The organism is Nocardia sp. CA-145437, assembly GCF_050956485.1.
Taxonomy (GTDB): domain Bacteria; phylum Actinomycetota; class Actinomycetes; order Mycobacteriales; family Mycobacteriaceae; genus Nocardia.
Window position 1 is genome coordinate 2,141,060 of the sequence record NZ_CP191204.1, and the last position, 14,967, is coordinate 2,156,026.

The 14,967-nt window shown below is 68.4% G+C and carries 14 protein-coding genes and 2 tRNA genes; 10 read left to right on the forward strand and 6 right to left on the reverse strand.

What is annotated here, in order from left to right; all coding sequences use genetic code 11:
• Positions 1-106: 106 nt before the first annotated feature.
• From ACQPYY_RS09460 to ACQPYY_RS09475, 4 genes are all read left to right on the forward strand, one after another.
• On the forward strand, positions 107-880 hold the full coding sequence (locus ACQPYY_RS09460) for a fumarylacetoacetate hydrolase family protein (RefSeq protein ID WP_357097586.1): 774 nt from the start codon (positions 107-109) through the stop codon (positions 878-880).
• A gap of 13 nt (positions 881-893) precedes the next feature.
• Positions 894-2,360 (forward strand): glutamate--tRNA ligase, encoded by a 1,467-nt coding sequence (gltX, locus tag ACQPYY_RS09465; RefSeq protein ID WP_433593459.1) that lies wholly within the window; start codon positions 894-896, stop codon positions 2,358-2,360.
• Positions 2,361-2,519: 159 nt separating this feature from the next.
• Positions 2,520-2,591, forward strand: a tRNA-Gln gene (locus ACQPYY_RS09470).
• Positions 2,592-2,659: 68 nt separating this feature from the next.
• Positions 2,660-2,732: transfer RNA gene (locus ACQPYY_RS09475), tRNA-Glu, on the forward strand.
• 54 nt (positions 2,733-2,786) lie between these two features.
• On the opposite strand, the gene ACQPYY_RS09480 is transcribed toward ACQPYY_RS09475, so the two are convergent.
• A complete protein-coding gene (locus ACQPYY_RS09480) occupies positions 2,787-3,287 on the reverse strand; it encodes a pyridoxamine 5'-phosphate oxidase family protein (RefSeq protein WP_433593460.1) in 501 nt (166 codons plus the stop codon).
• 231 nt (positions 3,288-3,518) lie between these two features.
• Positions 3,519-4,220: an IclR family transcriptional regulator gene (locus ACQPYY_RS09485; RefSeq protein WP_357097580.1), complete on the reverse strand. Its 702-nt coding sequence runs from the start codon at positions 4,218-4,220 to the stop codon at positions 3,519-3,521.
• 135 nt (positions 4,221-4,355) lie between these two features.
• Here ACQPYY_RS09485 and leuC point away from each other — a divergent pair, with 135 nt between their 5' ends.
• The 3 genes from leuC to ACQPYY_RS09500 all read left to right on the forward strand — a co-directional run bounded on the left by leuC (position 4,356) and on the right by ACQPYY_RS09500 (position 7,248).
• Complete coding sequence (leuC, locus tag ACQPYY_RS09490) at positions 4,356-5,780, forward strand: 3-isopropylmalate dehydratase large subunit (protein ID WP_379101701.1); 1,425 nt, start codon at positions 4,356-4,358, stop codon at positions 5,778-5,780.
• 57 nt (positions 5,781-5,837) lie between these two features.
• Positions 5,838-6,446: a 3-isopropylmalate dehydratase small subunit gene (leuD, locus tag ACQPYY_RS09495; RefSeq protein ID WP_379101703.1), complete on the forward strand. Its 609-nt coding sequence runs from the start codon at positions 5,838-5,840 to the stop codon at positions 6,444-6,446.
• A gap of 157 nt (positions 6,447-6,603) precedes the next feature.
• Positions 6,604-7,248 (forward strand): HU family DNA-binding protein, encoded by a 645-nt coding sequence (locus ACQPYY_RS09500; RefSeq protein WP_433593461.1) that lies wholly within the window; start codon positions 6,604-6,606, stop codon positions 7,246-7,248.
• Positions 7,249-7,479: 231 nt separating this feature from the next.
• Here ACQPYY_RS09500 and ACQPYY_RS09505 read toward each other — a convergent pair whose 3' ends face one another.
• The 3 genes from ACQPYY_RS09505 to cofC form a co-directional block, all read right to left on the reverse strand.
• On the reverse strand, positions 7,480-8,442 hold the full coding sequence (locus tag ACQPYY_RS09505) for an NUDIX hydrolase (protein ID WP_379101707.1): 963 nt from the start codon (positions 8,440-8,442) through the stop codon (positions 7,480-7,482).
• Positions 8,439-10,625 (reverse strand): RNA degradosome polyphosphate kinase, encoded by a 2,187-nt coding sequence (locus ACQPYY_RS09510; RefSeq protein ID WP_433593462.1) that lies wholly within the window; start codon positions 10,623-10,625, stop codon positions 8,439-8,441. Before ACQPYY_RS09510 ends, ACQPYY_RS09505 begins: the two co-directional genes overlap by 4 nt.
• A gap of 62 nt (positions 10,626-10,687) precedes the next feature.
• Positions 10,688-11,401, reverse strand: a complete 714-nt coding sequence (cofC, locus tag ACQPYY_RS09515; protein WP_433593463.1) for a 2-phospho-L-lactate guanylyltransferase — start codon at positions 11,399-11,401, stop codon at positions 10,688-10,690.
• A gap of 104 nt (positions 11,402-11,505) precedes the next feature.
• Between cofC and ACQPYY_RS09520 the strand changes: the two genes are divergently transcribed.
• The 3 genes from ACQPYY_RS09520 (at position 11,506) to ACQPYY_RS09530 (ending at position 14,067) form a co-directional block, all read left to right on the forward strand.
• Positions 11,506-12,501 (forward strand): NAD(P)H-dependent glycerol-3-phosphate dehydrogenase, encoded by a 996-nt coding sequence (locus ACQPYY_RS09520; protein WP_433593464.1) that lies wholly within the window; start codon positions 11,506-11,508, stop codon positions 12,499-12,501.
• A 65-nt stretch (positions 12,502-12,566) separates the two neighbouring features.
• Entirely contained in the window at positions 12,567-13,664 is a 1,098-nt protein-coding gene (locus tag ACQPYY_RS09525; RefSeq protein WP_379101715.1) for a D-alanine--D-alanine ligase family protein, read from the forward strand.
• A gap of 106 nt (positions 13,665-13,770) precedes the next feature.
• On the forward strand, positions 13,771-14,067 hold the full coding sequence (locus ACQPYY_RS09530; RefSeq protein ID WP_357097563.1) for a DUF6191 domain-containing protein: 297 nt from the start codon (positions 13,771-13,773) through the stop codon (positions 14,065-14,067).
• 27 nt (positions 14,068-14,094) lie between these two features.
• On the opposite strand, the gene ACQPYY_RS09535 is transcribed toward ACQPYY_RS09530, so the two are convergent.
• Positions 14,095-14,787 carry a DUF3515 domain-containing protein gene (locus ACQPYY_RS09535; protein ID WP_433593465.1) on the reverse strand — a complete coding sequence of 231 codons (693 nt, stop codon included), beginning with the start codon at positions 14,785-14,787 and terminating at the stop codon, positions 14,095-14,097.
• Positions 14,788-14,967 lie beyond the last annotated feature (180 nt).

Consider the following 14,967-nt stretch of genomic DNA (forward strand, 5'->3'; position numbering starts at 1 on the left):
TCCGGGGCCCTCGCGGGCATCCCCGCCGCCGCCGTGCCCCGGCCCGGTCCCGCCCCGCGGTCGGGCGCGTTCGGGCAGGTCGAAGCCGGTCGATAGGATGCCAACCATGCGCCTAGGTCGAGTTGCCAGCCCAGATGGAGTCGCTTTCGTCAGCATCGAAGGGGACGGCTCCGACGCCGTCGCCCGAGAAATCGCCGAACACCCGTTCGGTACCCCGACCTTCACCGGTCGCAGCTGGCCGCTGGCCGATGTGCGCCTGCTGGCCCCCATCCTGGCCAGCAAGGTGATCTGCATCGGCAAGAACTACGCCGCGCACGCCGAGGAGATGGGCGGCCCGGCCCCGGCCGACCCGGTCATCTTCATGAAGCCCAGCACCTCGATCCAGAGCCCCAACGCCCCGATCATCCTGCCGCCCAGCTCTTCTCAGGTGGACTACGAGGGCGAACTGGCGATCGTGATCGGCCGCCCCTGCAAGGACGTGCCCGCCGCCCGTGCCAACGAGGTCATCCTGGGCTACACCGTCGCCAACGACGTCACCGCCCGTGACCAGCAGCGACACGACGGCCAGTGGACCCGCGCCAAGGGCTACGACACCTTCTGCCCGCTCGGCCCGTGGATCGAGACCGCCCTGGACCCTTCGGATCTGGAGATCGTCACCGAGGTCGACGGCCAGGTGAAACAGCGCAGTCGCACTTCACTTCTGCTGCACGATATTCCGAAGCTCATCGAGTGGGTCACCACCGTAATGACCTTGCTGCCTGGCGATGTCATCCTCACCGGCACCCCCGAGGGCGTCGGGCCGCTGCAGGCCGGTCAGACCGTGTCGGTGACCGTGTCCGGTATCGGCACCCTGTCCAATCCCGTTGCCGCCAAGCGCTGAACGAAAGAGAGCCATGTCTGACGTCCGGGTTCGTTTCTGCCCGTCACCCACCGGCACGCCGCACGTGGGTCTGGTCCGCACCGCCCTGTTCAACTGGGCCTTCGCGCGCCACCACGGCGGCACCTTCGTCTTCCGCATCGAAGACACCGACGCCTCACGCGATTCCGAGGAGTCCTACGCGGCCATCCTCGACGCCCTGCGCTGGCTCGGCCTGACCTGGGACGAGGGGCCCGAGGTCGGCGGCCCCTACGCGCCCTACCGGCAGTCGCAGCGCCGCGAGATCCACCTCGACGTGGTGCAGCGCCTGCTGGCGGCGGGGGAGGCCTACGAGTCCTTCTCCACTCCAGAGGAAGTCGAGGCCCGCCACAAGGCCGCCGGCCGCGACCCCAAGCTGGGCTACGACAACTTCGACCGCGACCTGACCGACGAGCAGATCGCCGCCTACAAGGCCGAGGGCCGCCCCGCGGTGGTGCGCCTGCGCATGCCCGACCGCGATCTCACCTGGAACGACCTGGTGCGCGGCGAGACCACCTTCCGCGCGGGCGTGGTTCCCGACTTCGCGCTCACCCGCGGTAATGGCGATCCGCTTTATACGCTGGTCAACCCGGTCGACGACGCGATGATGAAGATCACCCACGTGCTGCGCGGCGAGGACCTGCTGTCGTCCACTCCGCGTCAGCTCGCGCTCTACGACGCGTTGAAACGAATCGGCGTCGCGGAGTTCACCCCCGAGTTCGGTCATCTGCCCTTCGTGATGGGCCAGGGCAACAAGAAGTTGTCGAAGCGTGATCCGGAGTCGAATCTGTTCCATCACCGCGACCGCGGGTTCATTCCCGAGGGTTTGCTGAATTATCTGGCACTGCTCGGCTGGAGCATCGCCGATGATCATGACGTCTTCTCCATGGCGGAGATGGTGGCGGCGTTCGAAATCTCGAAGGTGAATTCGAATCCGGCCCGATTCGATCAGAAGAAGGCCGACGCACTCAACGCCGAACATATTCGGATGCTCACCCCCGGTGATTTTGCTCACCGGCTGCGGGAGTTCCTCACCGGACACGGACATATCGGCGCCGAGATCGACGAGAAGCTGTTCGAAACCGCGGCCGATCTCGTGCAGACCCGCATCAAGGTGCTCGGGGATGCCTGGGATCTGCTGAAGTTCCTGTTCATCGCGCCGGCCGACTTCGCGATCGACCCGGCCGCGAAGGAAAAGAATCTGGGCGCCGATGCCGCTCCGGTGCTGCAGGCGACGGTGAAAGCCCTCGAAGGCGTCTCGGAATGGGCCACGGCTCCGCTCGAGACCGCGCTGAATACCGCGCTGATCGAGGAGCTCGAGCTCAAGCCGCGCAAGGCGTTCACCCCGGTGCGCGTCGCGGTGACCGGCTCCCACATCAGCCCGCCGCTCTACGAGTCGATGGAACTGCTGGGTCGCGAGGTCACCATGGACCGGTTGCGCGCGGCCCTCGCGGAGATCGGCTGACGCCGGTGTCCGGCGCGGCCTGAGGGTACGCCGAATTGATGCACAAACCGGCCTCTGACCAGCCGGTTTGTGTATCTACCGGGGGATGCTGCTAATCTTCTTCTCGGCCGCAGAGCAGCCAGGAACTTCCTCCGGGGAGATCCTGAAAGCCCAGGTCAATGGGGTATGGTGTAATTGGCAACACAGCTGATTCTGGTTCAGCCATTCTAGGTTCGAGTCCTGGTACCCCAGCTGCGAGAGCTCCGGCTCTCGAATTCGAGAAGGCCGGTGGATTGCGAAATCCGCCGGAATCTCATCCTGGTCCCGTCGTCTAGCGGCCTAGGACGCCGCCCTCTCAAGGCGGTAGCGCGGGTTCAAATCCCGTCGGGACTACAAAGTGCGGGCCCCCAGCCAACCGGCTGGGGGCCTGCACTGTTTCCGGGGTTCTTACGGCTCCTGACCGTGGGTGCTGCCGCCCAGCGGCATGGCGGGCAGGCCGAGTTTGCGGTGATCCCAGCTGCGGGTCCGCTCGGGCACCACGCGCACCGCCACCCGCTTGTGCAGCATCTGCTCCACGAACGGCTTCATCTCTTCGCTGTAGGGCCCGGTATAGCGTTCCCACACGCTGATTCCCACTTTGAACAGCGCCTCGGGATCGTCGACGACCTCGGCGCGGCCCTCGATGGCAATGCCGCGCAACTGGTCGTAGGTGTCGCCGGCCTCGACCATCACGGTGATGCGCGGATCGCGCCGCAGATTCACCGTCTTCTGGGCCTTGGCCTTGGTCTCGAACCAGATCTCGCCGTCGATGAGCGCGTACCACATGGCCACCAGGTGCGGCCTGCCCTCGGCGCTCAGCGTGGCCATGGTGGCGACCCGGCTGCGCTCGAGGAATCCCGCGATCTCCTCGTCGGACATCACGATTTGCGCGCGTTGATTAACTCCCATGGGCCGACTGTAATTTACGGCGTATGAGCGCGGTCACACCGGCCATTTCCTGCCATGCGCGGGGTGTCACCGGCCGGTTGCCGGGCCTCGGAGACGCCGCAGCCCCCGCCGGATCCGGCGGGGGCTGCGATCGGCGCCCGGTTCGCGGGCTGTCAGGAGTGTCGAGCGGCCGCTGAGGCTGTCGTGACGGCTGTGGCCACCCCGAGGGTCACCCCGGGGCCGCAAAGTCCGTCAGAGACGCTTGTGGAGGGCGTCGGCGGCGGCCACCAGGTCCGCGGCCCAGCGTGCGCCCGGGCGGCGGCCCATGCGGTCGATGGGTCCGGAGACCGAGACGGCCGCGATCACGCCGCCCGCCGCGTCGCGCACCGGCGCGGAGACGCTGGCCACCCCGGCCGCGCGCTCGGCCGCGCTCTGCGCCCAGCCGCGGCGGCGGACCTCGGCCAGCGCCCGCTCGCCGAAGACGGCCTCGGGCAGGATGCTTCGCTGCGATTCGGGATCGGCCCAGGCCAGCAGGACTTTCGCGGCCGAGCCCGCGGTGAGCGGTAGTCGGGCCCCGATGGGCACGGTGTCGCGCAGGCCCGCGGCCGGTTCCATGGCGGCCACGCAGACGCGGGCATTGCCGTCGCGGCGGTAGAGCTGCACGCTCTCGCCGGTGATCTCGCGCAGGCGCGGCAGGATGGAGGAAGCGGCGTCCAGGAGCGGGTCGCTGGCGGTTGTCGCCAGCTCCGACAGGGCCGGACCGGGCCGCCACAGGCCCTGGCTGTCGCGGGCCAGCATGCGATGCGTCTCCAGGCCCACGGCCAGGCGATGCGCGGTGGCGCGGGGCAGGCCGGTGCGGGCGCACAGCTCGTTGAGGCCGCAGGGTTGCTCGGCTACGGCGTGCAGGACGGCCATGGCTTTGTCCAGAACCCCGATACCGCTATGCTGTCTCATAGAACGATATTAGCGTCTCGCATGTTGGGAAATGCAAATTGGCTGCGCGGCAAACCGGCCGCTCCCCGGCATCGGACGCGAGCCACCGTGTCACCAGCCCGGGCACGGGAATGTCTATCGAGAGGTGATGGAGCTATGGCCGACCGGCCACGCACTCTGGCGGAGAAGGTCTGGGACGAGCATGTCGTCGTGCGCGGCGAAGGCGAGGGCGAGCACCGCCAGCCCGATCTCATCTACATCGACCTGCACCTGGTGCACGAGGTCACCAGCCCGCAGGCGTTCGACGGCCTGCGCGCCGCGGGCCGCCCGGTCCGCCGCCCGGATCTCACCATCGCCACCGAGGACCACAACGTCCCCACCGTCGACATCGACAAGCCGATCGCGGACCCGGTCTCGCGCCTGCAGGTCGAGACGCTGCGCAAGAACTGCGAGGAATTCGGTGTCCGCCTGCACTCCATGGGCGATGTCGAGCAGGGCATCGTGCACGTGGTGGGCCCGCAGCTGGGCCTGACCCAGCCGGGAACCACGGTGGTGTGCGGTGATTCGCACACCTCCACCCACGGCGCGTTCGGCGCGCTGGCGATGGGTATCGGCACCTCGGAAGTGGAACACGTGCTGGCGACGCAGACGCTGTCGCTGCGCCCGTTCAAGACCATGGCCATCAATATCGACGGTGAACTGCCCCACGGCGTCACCGCCAAGGACGTCATCCTGGCGGTCATCGCCAAGATCGGCACCGGCGGCGGTCAGGGCTATGTGCTGGAGTACCGCGGCGCGGCCGTGCGCTCCATGTCCATGGAGGCCCGGATGACCATGTGCAACATGTCGATCGAGGCCGGCGCCCGGGCGGGCATGGTGGCCCCCGACGAGGTCACCTACGAGTACCTGAAGGGCCGTCCGCACGCCCCGCAGGGCGCGGACTGGGATGCCGCCGTGGCGGCCTGGGACGCCCTGAAGAGCGACGAGGGCGCGGTTTTCGACGCCGAGGTGCATCTGGACGGCTCGGCGCTGACCCCGTTCGTCACCTGGGGCACCAACCCGGGACAGGGTGCGCCGCTGGGCGACTCGGTGCCGGATCCGGAGCAGATCCACGACGAGAACGAGCGCGCGGCGGCCGAGAAGGCGCTGGAATACATGGACCTGACCCCGGGTACTCCGCTGCGGGACGTCACCGTGGACACGGTTTTCGTGGGTTCGTGCACCAACGGCCGGATCGAGGATCTGCGCGCGGTGGCCGACATCCTGAAGGGCCGCAAGGTCGCGGGCGGGGTGCGGATGCTGATCGTGCCGGGCTCGATGCGGGTGCGGTTGCAGGCGGAAAAGGAGGGTCTGGGCGAGATTTTCACCGCCGCGGGCGCGGAATGGCGTCAGCCGGGCTGCTCGATGTGCCTGGGCATGAACCCGGATCAGCTTTCCCCCGGTCAGCGCTGTGCCGCCACCTCGAACCGCAACTTCGAAGGGCGACAGGGCAAGGGCGGGCGTACGCACCTGGTCTCGCCGCTGGTCGCGGCGGCCACCGCGGTGCGCGGAACCCTGTCCTCACCTGCGGATCTGAACTGATCGCCCGCCGGTAGCGGCCCAGATTCCGCTGCCCCCACTGACTCAGGAGAAACAACGATGGAAGCCTTCAAGGTCCACAAGGGGATCGGTGTTCCGTTGCGCCGATCCAATGTCGACACCGACCAGATCATCCCGGCCGTCTATCTGAAGCGCGTAACCCGAACGGGTTTCGAGGACGGCCTGTTCGCGGCATGGCGGACGGATCCGAACTTCATTCTGAACACCGAGCCTTACAACCGGGGTAGTGTCCTGGTCGCCGGTCCGGATTTCGGGACCGGATCCTCACGTGAGCACGCGGTTTGGGCCCTCAAGGACTTCGGGTTCCGGGTGGTGATCTCCTCTCGCTTCGCCGACATCTTCCGTGGGAACGCGGGCAAGGACGGGCTTCTGACGGCCCGGATGGCCCAGAGCGATGTGGAATTGCTCTGGAAGTTGCTCGAGGAACAGCCGGGTTTGGAATTGGCGGTGGACCTCGAGGCGCGCACCGTGTCGGCCGGAACCGTCGTGTTGCCGTTCGATATTGACGACTACACGCGGTGGCGCCTGCTGGAAGGCCTGGACGACATCGGTCTCACTCTCCGGCACAGCGACGAGATCAGCCAGTTCGAAAACGCAAGGCCGACTTGGAAACCCGCAACCATTCCGGCCCGTATTTCGCAGACGTAATCATTGATGGGCGTTAGCTGGACGCCCTCAAACCCGGTAGCTGAGCGTGTGCCATGCGTCATGTATTTCCGCGTGGCACATAGACTCTTGCCCCGAAAGGGTTTACCGTGGTACCTAGTCGGTCCGACGACGGGCCAATTAGTCTGCGGAGGATTCAATGAACAAGGCGGAACTGATCGATGTTCTGACCGAGAAGTTGGGTACTGACAGGCGCACCGCTACTGCAGCTGTCGAGCAGATGGTCGACACGATCGTGCGTGCTGTGAACAAAGGTCAGAGCGTCACCATCACGGGATTCGGCGTCTTCGAGCAGCGGAAGCGCGCGGCGCGTGTCGCTCGCAACCCGCGCACCGGCGAAACCGTCAAGGTGAAGCCGACTTCGGTCCCGGCCTTCCGTCCCGGTGCCCAGTTCAAGGCGATCATCGCGGGCAAGCAGAAGATCGCCTCGAGCGGCCCGGCCGTGAAGCGCGGTGTGGCTGCCCCGGTTTCGGGCAAGGCCGGTGCGAAGAAGACCACCGCCAAGAAGACCGCGAAGAAGGCCGCCACCAAGGCTCCGGCCAAGACCACCGCCAAGAAGGCGGCGTCGAAGGCTCCCGCCAAGAAGGCCGCCGTCAAGAAGGCGGTCGCCAAGAAGGCCGCCGTGAAGAAGACGGTCGCCAAGAAGGCTCCGGCCAAGGCCGCCGCGGTCAAGAAGACCACGGCTGCCAAGAAGGTCACCGCCTCGAAGGCCACCACGGCCAAGAAGGCGGCCAAGAAGGCTCCCGCCAAGAAGACCGCCGCCAAGCGCGCCGCGCGCCGCTAATCCGGCGACAACCCGTCGCTGACGGGGGTTTTCGAGCAGGACGACACGTGAGACGGCCCGGCATCGCCGGGCCGTTTCGCATGTCCGGGGCAGGTTTTCGGGCGTTGGGGGAGCGATGGGGGCCGGTAGGGGGCCGGAATCGGCCGTCCGCCGGGTGGATTCGGCCGGACAGCGGCCGGTACGGCGGCGTTCCAAGGGTTCTGGGTGGCCGCCGGACGACAGATGACCCGGTCAGCCCTGGGGTAGGTCGGCGGGGACGAGAATGCGGTCGAGATGGTCGGCGGCGACCAGGCGACCGCCGTGGAAGGACAGCACCCACACACTGCCCTTGCGATTGCGGGCCGGTGGCAGGCTCACCCCGTCCTCGGCGGCCCACCACTCCAGCAGATCCGGAATCACCTTGCCCTGACTCGAGATCACCCGGACCGAGTCGGCGGAGACCAGGTCGCGGGCGCGTTTGCGGGCGGCATCGGGTGCTGTCGCGTAACCGGATTCGGAGAACAACGGCTCCAATTCGATATCGACGCCCAGTTTCTCGGCCAGCGGGGTCACGGTTTGGACACAGCGCGATGGTGGGGCCGAGATGATTTCGGCCGCGCCGAAGGCGAGCAGGTTGGGCACCAGGGCGCGAGCCTGTGCGCGACCGGCCTTTTCGAGCGGCCGCAGGTCGTCGTCCCCCGCGTAGCGGTCGCTGCGCCCGGCCTTGGCGTGCCGGACCAGCAGCAGGGTGGCGGTGTCGGCGGGCTGGCGCAGGAAATTGCGGATGATGGTGCGATCCATGGGATAGGAGACGGCGTCCATCACCCGGTCGAGGCGGTACCAGTGCAGGACGTCGACTTCCGAGTTGGACTCGAAGGCCCCGTCGACGACCTCGGCGGCCCAGTAGTCCACCCGCTTCAGCTTCCGATGGCCCGGGATCGGATACGTCACGTGGCCGAGATAGCGCCCCAGGCGCGAATTCAGCCCGGTCTCCTCGGTGACCTCGCGCACGGCCGTGATCACCGGCGTCTCACCGGGATCCAGCTTGCCTTTGGGCAGCGACCAGTCGTCGTACTTGGGGCGGTGCACGAGGGCGATCTCGACGGCGTCGGTGCCCGGGGCGTGCCGCCACAACACCGCCCCGGCCGCGAGGATGTTGGCCTTGACCGGTGGATCGGTGAATTCGGCGGCGGGGTCCTTGGTGGTTCTGCTCACTGGCGGTCCGGACGACGCAGCCGCATGAGGTACTCCTGGTGGTCGCGAATCTGGTCGGAGGGCACCTCGGGTCCGGGCTGGGCCTGCCAGCTGCCGTCGGGGCGCAGCACCCAGCAGCGGGTGGCCGGATGAGTGGCGGAGTCGAACACCTGTCCGAGCCGGTCGGCCAGACGCGGATCCTTCACCTGCGCCAGCACTTCCACGCGCCGGTCGAGGTTGCGATGCATCATGTCGGCCGAGCCGATCCAGTACTCGTTCTGCGCCTGGAAGTGCAGCACCCGTGAATGTTCCAGGTACCGCCCGAGAATCGAGCGCACCTGGATGTTGTCGCTCATGCCGGGCACGCCGGGGCGCAGGCCGCAGATGCCGCGCACCACGATCTCGACCGGGACCCCGGCCTGGGAGGCCCGGTAGAGCGCGTCGATGACCTGTTCGTCGACGATGGCGTTGGCCTTCACGCGGATTCGCGCGTCGGCGCCCTCGCGCGCCAGTTCGATCTCGCGTTCGATCCGCTCGATGATCCCGGCGCGGACGCCGACCGGGGCCACCAGCAGGTTGCGGTAGTTGGCCTTTCGCGAATAGCCGGTCAGCGAGTTGAACAGGTCGGTGAGGTCCGCGCCGATCTCCGGTGCGGCGGTGAGCAATCCGACGTCCTCGTACAGGCGCGCGGTCTTGGGGTTGTAATTCCCGGTGCCGATGTGACAGTAGCGACGGATGGTGGCTCCCTCGCGCCGCACCACCAGGCAGGTCTTGCAGTGGGTCTTGAGCCCGACCAGGCCGTAGACCACGTGCACGCCCGCCTGCTCCAGCGCCCGCGCCCATTTGATGTTGGCCTGCTCGTCGAAGCGGGCCTTGATCTCGACCAGCGCCACCACCTGCTTGCCCGCCTCGGCGGCGTCGATGAGGGCGTTGACGATGGGGGAGTCGCCGGAGGTGCGGTACAGGGTCTGCTTGATGGCCAGCACCTGCGGGTCGGCGGCGGCCTGTTCGATGAACCGCTGCACGCTGGTGGAGAAGGAGTCGTAGGGGTGGTGCACCAGCACGTCGCCCTCACGCAGGGCCGCGAAAACGTTTCGGGGCGTTTCGCGTTCGCCGAAGGCGGGCGGGGTGGCGGGGACGTACGGGGCGTCCTTGAGGTTGGGCCGGTCCACGCCGTAGACCTGCCACAGGCAGGACAGGTCGAGCAGGCCGGGCACCTCGATGACGTCGGCGGGGTCGACGTCGAGTTCGCGGAGCAGCAGATCGAGCATGTGCTCGGTCATGTCGTCGGAGACTTCCAGTCGCACCGGAGAGCCGAAGCGGCGGCGGGCGAGTTCGCGTTCGAGGGCCTGCAGCAGGTCCTCGTCGCGGTCCTCCTCGACCTCCAGGTCGGCATTGCGGGTGATGCGGAACGAATGCTGTTCCACCACTTCCATTCCCGGGAACAGCTGATCCAGGTGCGCGGCGATCAGCTCCTCCATGGGGAGGAAGGCGGCCAGGGACGGGCCTTGTGCCGCACCGGATTCACGGCTGCCGGCGCGGCGGACCCGCACGAAGCGGTCCACATTGTCGGGCACCTTGACGCGGGCGAAGTGCTCGCCGCCGGTCACCGAATCCTTCACCGTCACGGCGAGATTCAGACTCAGGCCGCTGATGTAGGGGAAGGGGTGGGCCGGGTCGACCGCCAGCGGGGTCAGCACGGGGAACACCTGATCCTGGAAGTATCCGGAAAGGCGTTCCTTTTCGCTGTCCTCCAGGTCGGTCCAGCGGATGATGTCGATGCCCTCGGCGGTGAGCGCGGGCAGTACCTGGTCCAGGAAGACGCGGGCGTGCCGCGCGGCGATCTCCTGGGTGCGGACGGCGATCATCTCGAGCTGCTCGGTGGGGGACAGGCCGTCGGCGGACCGTACCGACAGCCCGGTCTCGGCGCGGCGCTTGAGGCCCGCGACGCGCACCATGTAGAACTCGTCCAGATTCGACGCGAAAATGGCGAGGAATTTGGCGCGTTCGAGCAGCGGCTGCGACTGGTCCTCGGCCAGCGCGAGTACGCGGGCGTTGAAGTCGAGCCAGCTGAGTTCCCGATTGACGTACCGGTCCGCGGGCAGCGGCGGTATCGCGGTGGGCGGTGGGGTTGCCGCGGGCGGCGCCGCCGGTAGTAGCGGCGATTGCTTGACGGTTTCCGTATCGCTCACTCTCACGATCATTCCTTATGTCGTGGGTGTGGTGCTGTTCTGACACCGTCCAGTGCAGCGCAGATCACGCCGCGTCAGGACAGTGATGATTCGGCCCGGCACCTGTTCCCGGTTTCGTGACACGCTTGCGACACGGTGATTTCTCGGAGTAGCGCGCTGGTCGCCGGCCCGACGCCGAGCGCGGCGGCGCGCTCGAGATCCGCGGCGGTATCGACGTCCTGACGTAGTCCAGGCCAATCGCCCAGCAACTCCACCGCGCCCCCGGCGATATGGCGGCGGGCGGAGTCCGGACCGAAGAGCGGGTTCAATGCGGCGGTCAGGGGATCGTCCCCGCCGCGCACCAGCAGGGCGACGGTGCCACTGCCCTCGTGGTCGGTCACCACCGACCGGCGATGCCCGGCCCTCACGAGCAGCTCGCCCAGTTCGGCGGGACGCAGCGCGGGCAGATCCGCTTGCAGGGCAAGCAGATCGACCGGACCGTGCGCCCGCCGCACCGCGTCCGCGCCCGCGGCCAGCGCCGCGTTCAGACCGGTGGTGTGCGCGGGGACCACCTCGGGTTCGGGATGCACACGCGCGCCGAGTTCACGAACCAGATCCGACACGGCCGGATCCGGCGTCACGACGGTCACCGAGGCGATGCCGGGTGTCGTCGCGGCGGCGGTCACGGTGTCGGCCAGCATGGCCAGCACCAGCCGCGGCCGATATTCCGGACCCAGCCCATCGCCCAGCCGACTCTTGGCGAGTCCCAAGCTCTTGACCGCGATGACCGCGTGCACGGACGGGCGCATGCCCGAATCCTCCCACTCCAAGATGACGGGCGCGTGAGCGGCGTCGAATTTCGGGGAGACGCCACTACGGAGTGGCGCACAGGGTGCGCGCATATATTTGTTGGATGGCAAGGGCAGCGGTGTTGGGAGCGGGGTCATGGGGGACCGCGTTCGCGAAGGTGTTGGCGGAGGCGGGAACCGAGACCACCATGTGGGCTCGGCGGCCGGAGGTGGCCAAGGTGCTGGCCACCGAGCATCGAAATCCCTGGTATCTGCCGAATGTGGTGTTGCCGCCGCTGGCCGCGTCCGATGATCCCGCCGTCGTGCTGGACGGGGCCGACATCGTGGTGCTGGCGGTGCCGTCGCAGTCGCTGCGCGCCAATCTCGCGGCCTGGAAGGACCTGATTCCGGCCGAGGCCACGCTGCTGAGTCTGGCCAAGGGCATCGAGACCGGGACGCTGCTGCGGATGAGCGAGGTGATCGCGGAGGTCTCCGGCGCGGATCCGGGCCGCATCGCGGTGCTGTCGGGCCCGAACCTCTCGCACGAGATCGCGGCCGGGCAGCCCGCCGCGACCGTGATCGCCTGCCCGGACGTGGCGCGCGCGGAGGCGGTGCAGCACGCCTGTGCCACCGGCTATTTCCGGCCGTACACCAATTCCGACGTGATCGGCTGCGAGATCGGCGGGGCGTGCAAGAACGTCATCGCGCTCGCCTGCGGGATCGCCTCGGGCATGGGGTTGGGTGACAACTCGATCGCCACCCTCATCACGCGCGGGCTGGCCGAGATCATCCGGCTGGGGGTGGCGGTCGGCGCCGAGCCGGTGACCTTCGCCGGACTGGCCGGTGTCGGTGATCTGGTGGCCACCTGCACCTCGTCGCTGTCGCGCAATCGGTCCTTCGGGCACGCGCTGGGCGCGGGCGGCACCATGGAGACCGCTCTGGAAGCGACTCATGGCCAGGTCGTGGAGGGTGTGAAGTCCTGCACATCGGTGCGGGCGCTGGCCGCCGCGCACGGGGTGGAGATGCCGCTGACCAACGCGGTGCATCAGGTGTGCCACGAGGGCCTCTCGGCGGCCGAAGCGGTGGGGCAGCTGCAGGGACGCCGTCTCAAATCGGAATGACCTGCGCCCGGGTCGGGACGACCGCGTAACACTGCCGCCACAATCGACCGGGTACGGTTCGGGGCATGACCAACAGGACCAGGGTGGCGGTGGTGTTCGGCGGCCGCAGCAACGAGCACGGGGTGTCGTGTGTGTCCGCGCGCACCGTGTTGGCGAGCCTCGATCCCGAACGCTACGAGGCGGTTCCGATCGGCATCACGCGGGACGGTACCTGGGTGCTCGGCGACGCCGACCCGCGGACGCTGTCCGCGCAGGATCGGGCGCTGCCCATGGTCGACGACAAGGGCACCGCGCTGGCGCTGACGGCGGATCCCTCGCGTGCCGGCGCGCTGGTGCCGCTGGATGGTGCGGAGACCGTGCTCGGCGCCGTCGACATCGTGTTCCCGGTGCTGCACGGCGCGTTCGGTGAGGACGGCACCCTGCAGGGTCTGCTGGAACTGGCCGAACTGCCCTATGTCGGTCCGGGCGTGCTGGCCAGCGCGGCCGGCATGGACAAGGAATTCACCAAGAAACTGCTTGCGGCCGAGGGTCTTCCGATCGGCGTGCAGATCGTGCTGCGCCCCGGCGTCGCGACCGTCTCCGCCGCCGACCGCGATCGCCTGGGATTGCCGGTGTTCGTGAAGCCCGCGCGCGGCGGCTCCTCCATCGGCATCACCAAGGTGGACAGCTGGGACCTGCTCGACGCCGCCATCGAGGAGGCGCGCCGCCACGACCCGAAGGTGATCGTGGAGGCCGGGATCGTCGGCCGTGAGGTCGAGTGCGGCGTGCTGGAATTCCCGGACGGCCGGGTGGAAGCCAGCGTGGTGGCCGAGATCCGGATGCCGGAGGACGACGCGCAGGCCCCCGACTTCTACGACTTCGACACCAAGTACCTCGACGACGTCTGCGAGTTCGACGTTCCCGCGAAGCTGGACGACGCTGTGTCCCAGGAGATCCGGGAGCTCGCGGTGCGCGCCTTCCGCGCCCTGGACTGCCAGGGCCTGGCCCGCGTCGACTTCTTCGTGACCGCCGACGGGCCGGTCATCAACGAGATCAACACCATGCCCGGCTTCACCTCGATCTCCATGTACCCGCGCATGTGGGAGGCCGCGGGGATCGACAACCGGACCCTGGTGAGCACCCTCATCGAGACCGCCCGCGCCCGCGGCACCGGCCTGCGCTGACTTCCTCGTCGACGGCCCGGTTCATCATTTCGGATGATGAACCGGGCCGTTCGCGTGCGACCGCGGGGCGACGCCGCGAGCCGGGTCCGCGCGTAGCCTCGACGGTGTGCTCGTCGCCCTCACGATTCCCGGTCTGGCCCTGCTGATCATCGCGGTGGCCTTCGCCGACGTGGCGTATCGCAAGCTGACCGGGCGCACCGCGCTGCCGTGGATGCGGAACGAGGACGGCCGGGGCGCGGCGGCCATCGGCCTGGAACAGTTCGACGCGGCCTTCAGCTCCGGCAAGCGGCTGGAGATGGAGCAGCGGCAGTCGGTGCTCATGCACCGGGAGAATCCGGGCGACGGCGACGAGGGACCCGAGATCGATCTCACCGCCGGGAAGGCCACGCTCCGCAAGCTCTGAGCGACCCGCCTTCTCCGTATATATCTGTCAGTTGGGGATCGGGTTCGGATCCATCGGCTTCTCGGGCATGGCCTTCTTGATGGCCTCCGAAACTTCCTGCAGCGGAGTCGCTCCGGCATTGTCGGGCATGGTCAGCGCGACATAGGTGCCGCGGTCCACGGCCCACCAGGTGCCGGAGGTGACGCCGCTGGTCTGGTCGCGCAGCTCGAACCAGTTGACCCCGTTCACCACCTGCAACGGCGAGGACTTGGTGAATTCCAGCGGCCGGTCCAGCCCGCAGCGCACCACGATGGCGTCGCCGCCGTCGGGCAGCTGCCAGGCGTGGGTGGCGGGCGGCGCGGGCTGCACCAGTTCGGCGGTGGTGTAGTCGCCGATCGTGTCGGGCAGGGCGGGGAGCAGCGCGGTGCATTCGGGTCCGGCGGCCGCGGGCGCGGGCACCGAACCGAGGGCCAGCGCGTCGCGGCTGTGGTGCCGGTTGGCCAGCACGCCCATCACGATCAGTCCGACGACCAGGGCGACCGGCAGCGCGACAGCGGTGGCGATGAGCGCGGGCGAACGACGCATCTCGTACTCGCCGTCGGAGTCCCCGGCGTGCGCGGACTCCGGCTTCGCGTCGGCGTCGGCCTCGGTGGCGGGCGTCTCGGCCGCCGTGTCCTCGAGGGCGTCGGGCGCCGCCGCGTCGCTGTGGTCCGGTTCGGTGCCGCGGGTGTCGTTGCTCATCCGGTCGTCGATCCCCGATCGTGCCGTGCCGGGTGTGCGCGCCCTCGCGGTGTGCTGCCCGGCTGCTGGTCGTCGATTGCGGGTTCGAGGGTACCGTCGAGCGGTCGGCCGCCCGCATCACACTCGCCCCGAAGGAGACCGCCATCACCACCGCCAGCGATCCGCAGTCCGTTCCGGCCG